General features: G+C 32.8%; 3 protein-coding genes. 2 read left to right on the plus strand and 1 reads right to left on the minus strand.

The genetic code is table 11. The features are described from left to right. Nucleotides 1–313: 313 nt before the first annotated feature. Nucleotides 314–1,666: a hypothetical protein gene (locus FWJ34_RS17335; RefSeq protein WP_308256596.1), complete on the minus strand. Its 1,353-nt coding sequence runs from the start codon at nucleotides 1,664–1,666 to the stop codon at nucleotides 314–316. Between the two features lie 252 nt (nucleotides 1,667–1,918). On the opposite strand from FWJ34_RS17335, the gene FWJ34_RS17340 reads away from it, so the two are divergent. Together FWJ34_RS17340 and sir are read left to right on the plus strand one after the other, a co-directional pair. Next, nucleotides 1,919–3,712 carry a serine/threonine phosphatase gene (locus FWJ34_RS17340; protein ID WP_308256597.1) on the plus strand — a complete coding sequence of 598 codons (1,794 nt, stop codon included), beginning with the start codon at nucleotides 1,919–1,921 and terminating at the stop codon, nucleotides 3,710–3,712. A 152-nt stretch (nucleotides 3,713–3,864) separates the two neighbouring features. Then, the gene (gene sir / locus FWJ34_RS17345) at nucleotides 3,865–5,802 is read left to right on the plus strand and encodes a sulfite reductase, ferredoxin dependent (protein WP_396232062.1); all 1,938 of its coding nucleotides are present in this window, start codon (nucleotides 3,865–3,867) and stop codon (nucleotides 5,800–5,802) included. Nucleotides 5,803–6,080: the final 278 nt, after the last annotated feature.

Here is a 6,080-nt window from a genome sequence, read left to right on the forward strand (position 1 = left end):
ACCCTGAAGAATCAAAAATTTTACCCTTTTTTTTTTGTCGATTCCAAGACATTAATTGATAGATTAAATCAGCTTGAACATTTTTATAACCTTATTTTTGTGATCCTGACATTTTTAATATTATTTATACTTACTTTAAAACTACTAAATAAAAATCTGTAAGTTTATATAATTAAACAACGTTTCACGAGTATTGACTTTAGTATTGTTTTGAAATAAGCAGAATGTGGGTTAAAATAATTCAACCTAACCATCAATCGATAAATGTTTCTAAAGAGCGAGTTAAAACAGGAATTGTTTGCCCAGAAACGCTCTAAACTAAGGCTTCTCGGTAAATTCGGTTCGCGCAATGATATTCTTGATTCCCTTCTCCCTTAGAGCTTATAATAGCGGCGATGGCACAACGATAAGCTAAACTAATTGCTTGTACTCTCAAATCTAACTTTTGTTCAAAATTATCATTAGGATGAATAATTATCTCTAACATTTTCCTTTGTAAATTATCTGTTTGAGCTTTTAATCGAGCATAACTATCTGTCACCTTTGGTAAATTAATTTTGTCACAGTTATCCTTTAAAATTCTTAACCCTGCTAAACTGCAACCCAAAGCAAAAAAACCATGATGTAAAACATTTTCTTCGTCTTTTTGATAAATAGCTTGATAAGGTTTAATCATAACTACATCTTCTGAGGATAAAAACCATTGATTCAATGTAGCAGTGACGGTATTCGTACTATTCATAGCACTAAGTTTCATCGGAAAACTAAATTTGAGATGATTATTATTGTTTGCAAAAGGCATAATGCCATATAATTCTTGTCCATCAGGTAAAATAGCACCAACAATAACATAAGAGAAAATATCATAACCAGTAATCCAAGGCACAAATCCTGTTAATTCATAGCCTTTTTCTATGGGAATAGCCATTACTGATGGTTTCCCTTTTCTTCTTAAATGAGAAAAACCGACACCACAAAATAAATTTTCTTTGATGATTTTTGATAGATATTTTTCTTTAACTATGTTATTTTTACTCTGACTTAACATTTCGATAGCACTTTGATGTTGAATTTGTAGAAATGATAACGCACCTGAATATTTTGCCATCATTATTTGCCATGAATAAAACCCTAAATTACTAATGTTAATACCGCCCCAATTTTCAGCTAATTTTAGCCGAAAAAAATGAGGATTAAAGTCATTCATTTTCTTGAATATATCCTTGAGAACATTACTATCTTTATCTATAGTAAAACCTTTTAATAATACTTCTTTTGCTAAAAAATCCTCTCCTTGTTGTAAAATATCTTCGTCTAACTCTGTCAATTTATCAATAATAGTATCTGCTGATTCTACAGAAACTAAAAAACATTTTTTATCAAATTTTCCCCTTAATTTTCTTTTTTGTTTTTGAATTTTAATAATATCTTTTTTTTCTAATTTATAAACCTTAATTAAAGTATCTATTACTTCATAAACATCTGCTATTTCTTCTGCTAAATTATCTTTATTTGCCTCTGATACTTCTGTCGATTCTTCTATTAATTTCTGTTTTAATGCTTCTTTATATTCAGCATTAGATAAGTTTTTTACTTGACATTTTTGCTGATTTGAGTTAATAATCTGAGGAATTTTATTTCTAATCAATTTTTGATATTCATTCATAATGTAAAATATAATCAAATTGGGATCTTCTTCAGGTAGATTTTTATTAGTAGGAAAACAAAATTAATAAATTTCTCGCAAAATAAAAAGCACTATTAAATTAAAGCAATTTAAGATAAATTCTCACTATTACTTCTCCCTTTTGACGGAGGATAAAGGGGGTTGCCTCTGCCGAGACTTTTAAAATTCTGCTATGTTTTCCAATTTAGTTTAATTATAATATTCTAATTATAAGTAATCAGGTTTATAAATATGTCAATGGATAATGATTTAGCTTCACAAATTTATCAATGTATTATTAGTTGTCCAGTTTCTCAATTACCCCATCTTCCTTTTATTCTTAACCCCGAGGAGGATTCTACCCCTCGATATGTTTTAACAACTCCTCAGACTCCTTTATCTCCTTTTGCCATTATTGGCGATCGCCAGTTTTTTTCCATAGAAGTAAAAGACCTTAAACCAGAACAAAGAGGAATTTTAGATGAAAATTTAGATTTAGTCGAGAATTTTGATCGTGAAAGTTTACAATCAGTGGGGATACCAGACTTAGCCTTCACCTATCTCACCTTAACGGAATATAATCCTACCGTACCCGATTTATTTGACGGGTGGCAAGATTTAACTCATCATCAGGAATTGGTAATCATTGGTAAAATTGCGACATCTCAAACACTAAAAGAATATTTAGAAAGTACGCAGTTGGAAGCTCACCAAATGTTAACATATTTACAAAAAATCTCGAAACTATGGAAAAGTTTTATTAAAGTTGAATGTTGTGAAACATTATTAAGATTAGATAATTTAAAAGTAACAGAGAATGGTACATTAATTCTTGATAAAATTTACTTAGATAATCCTCAAGACCCACCCTTATTAAGACAGCTAGTCGAAACATGGGCTCATCTATTAGTAGATTTAAAAGAAGATTATCAATCAATTATTACGGATTTGATGATCAAAATTGAATCAGGAGATATTGATGATATTAAACAGTTACGTTCAGAGTTACAAGTCATCATTCAAGAAATCGAAATAGAGTCGATTTTAGAACAACAAGAAAAAGAAATTGGAGAGGAAGTAATTTTTATTCCTGGAGAAGAAGAATTAAATAACTTAGTCAATCAATTCGATTACGAAGAACCAGAAGATCAAGAAGCGACCCAAATTAATAATCCTGACGGAGATGATCAGCCTACAGTTGTATTACCCATGAGATTATTAAGTCTTGCAAATGTAGGAGCAAGTGATATTGGTAGAAAAAGAGCCCATAACGAAGATTGTTTTGCCATTGATACCAATATTAGAAAAAAAGAAAGTCCTCAAGGTGTTTACTATGATGCTAAAGGCTTATTTATCGTGTGTGACGGTATGGGGGGTCATGCAGCAGGAGAAGTTGCTAGTGCTATGGCTGTAAAGAATCTTTATCGCTATTTTCAAGATCATTGGAATGATGAACTTCCCGAAAGTGAAATTATTAAAGAAGGAATTCTTCAAGCTAATCAAGCAATCTACTCTGCTAATATCGAAAAAGGACAAATAGGCTCAGGTAGAATGGGTACAACTTTAGTTCTTGCTCTCGTACAAGGGACAAAAGTTGCCATCGCCCATGTGGGAGATAGTCGCATTTATAGAGTTACCCGAAAATGGGGATTAGAGCAATTAACTACAGATCATTCCGTTGCACAATCAGAAATAAAACATGGCATAGAATCAGAAATCGCTTTTGCTAGACCTGATGCTTATCAATTAACTCAAGCATTAGGACCAAGAGATGATAATTTTGTACATCCTGATATTAAGTATTTAGACATCAAAGAAGATACTTTGTTACTTATGTGTTCTGATGGATTATGTGACAATGAATTATTAGAAACTCATTGGGAAAATGCACTCTTACCTCTAATTAGTTCTAAAGCTAACCTTGAGGAAGGAATTAGCCAAATTATCGATCTGGGTAATCATGTTAACGGTCATGACAATCTTACTTGTGTTTTAATTCGGATTAAAGTACAACCTAATTTAGAACATCAAAACCCTATTTTCTAAGTACTCAGGCAAAATTAATTGTATAGAGGCAATGCAAGACAATGCAAGGGGTTTAAACCCTTTGTTACTATTTATTCCTTATTTCTTATTTCTTATTATTAATAAGCGAGCGATCGCAGTAAAATAGAAAAAGAATCAAACTTCAAAAAAATATCATGACAGAAAGTACAACCATTCAGAAAAAAAGCTCAAAAGTAGAAGGCATAAAAGAACGTAGTAATTTTTTACGAGAGCCGATCGCCACAGAGTTACAACAAGATACCACCCATTTTAGCGAAGACGGTATTCAAATTCTCAAATTTCACGGCTCATATCAACAAGATAACCGAGATAATCGAATCAAAGGACAAGAAAAAGATTATCAATTCATGTTGCGTACCCGTAACCCTGGGGGTTTTATTCCTTCTGAACTTTATCTCACCCTCGAAAATTTGTCGGAGGAATATGGTAATCAGACATTACGAGTCACAACAAGACAGGGTTATCAAATTCACGGTATCCTCAAAAAGAATCTTAAGACCGTAATTGCTAGTATTGTCAAAAGTATGGGATCAACTTTAGGAGCTTGTGGTGATATTAACCGTAACGTCATGGCACCTCCTGCACCCTATAAAAATCGCCCTGACTATCAATATGCGTGGGAATATGCGGAGAAAATTGCTGATTTATTAGCACCTCAAACTGGTGCATATTACGAAATTTGGTTAGATGGTGAAAAAGCTATTACCGCACAAGAAGCACCCGAAGTTAAAGCCGCCCGTCAAAAAAGCATTAATGGTAGTAATTTCAGTGATTCTGACGAGCCTATTTATGGCACTCATTATATGCCTCGTAAGTTCAAATGTTCTGTAACTGTACCCGGTGATAACTCCATTGATGTTTATACCCATGATCTAAGTTTAGTGGTTATTGTTGATCATAAAGGAAAATTACAAGGATTTAATATTCTAGCAGGAGGCGGTTTAGGGCGCACTCACCGTAAAGAGGAGACTTTTGCTCGTACTGCTGACGAAATTGGTTATGTGACTAAAGAGGATGTTTTGGATTTAGTTAAGGCAATAGTGGCTACTCAACGAGATTATGGTGATCGCACTGACAGAAGACATGCTCGGATGAAATACTTGATCAATGATTGGGGAGTAGAAAAATTTACCGCTAAAGTGGAAGAGTTTTTAGGGAAAAAATTAGAGGCTTTTAAACCATTGCCAGAATGGAAATATGAAGACTATTTAGGATGGCATGAACAAGGAGACGGTAAACTATTTATTGGGATTTCTGTGGAAAATGGACGAGTAAAAAATGAAGGTGAATTTAAACTAAAAGAGGCTTTGAAAAAAGTTATTGAAAAGTACGAATTACCAACTCGTTTAACCGCTAATCATAACATTATTCTCTATGAAATTGATCCTGAATGGCAAGAAGATATAAACCAAATATTTACTAATCACGGCGTAGAAATTAACCCTGATAATGTTAATCATCTTACTCGTTATTCTATGGCTTGTCCTGCATTACCAACTTGCGGTTTAGCTACCACAGAATCTGAGCGAATTTTACCAAGTATTGTCAAAAGAATAGACGTATTATTAGCTAAAGTAGGTATTCAAGAAGAAAATATAGTAATACGGATGACAGGATGCCCTAACGGTTGCGCTCGCCCTTATATGGCAGAATTAGGTTTTGTGGGAGATTCTCCAAATGTTTATCAAATATGGCTTGGAGGTTGCCCTAATCAAACCCGTTTAGCTAGAGTTTATGTAGATAAATTAAATATAGCTAACCTAGAGACATTTTTAGAACCTTTACTCGTGTTTTTCCGTGACAACAAACAAGATCATGAGACTTTTGGTGATTTTTGTAATCGTGTTGGTTTTACTGCTTTACAAGAATTCGCTGATAAATATAAACCTAGTAAGAAAAAAGTGATGAAAAAAGTCGAAAAACAACCTCGTAAAAAACGTAATGAGCATCGTATCAGCGTTAATGAACAATGGTATCAAAAATTAAAAATAACTGCCTCTGGGCAAAAAAAAGCGATGAATCAGATTGTTTCTGAAGCATTATCCGTTTATTTCGGCGAGGAAAAATAACCATTAGGAATGAGGAATGAGGAATGAGGAATGAGGAATGAGGAATGAAGAGTTATATTTTTTATGTTTCATTCTTATTTTAAATTAGTTTATTTTTAGATAGTTACTAAAAATATAGTCAAATATAACATCGACTAATTTTTAGCTTGATTAGGAGTTATCCTAACTGGACGAACTACAACGCCCTCTATCCCTGAGTCAAAGACTGTTGGGATTACTTTTCTCATTATATTATAGGAACCATTTACGTCTGCATTTATCCTCTTTTTTGAACCTTT

The organism is Geminocystis sp. GBBB08 (genome assembly GCF_016743215.1).
Classification (GTDB): Bacteria; Cyanobacteriota; Cyanobacteriia; order Cyanobacteriales; family Cyanobacteriaceae; genus Geminocystis.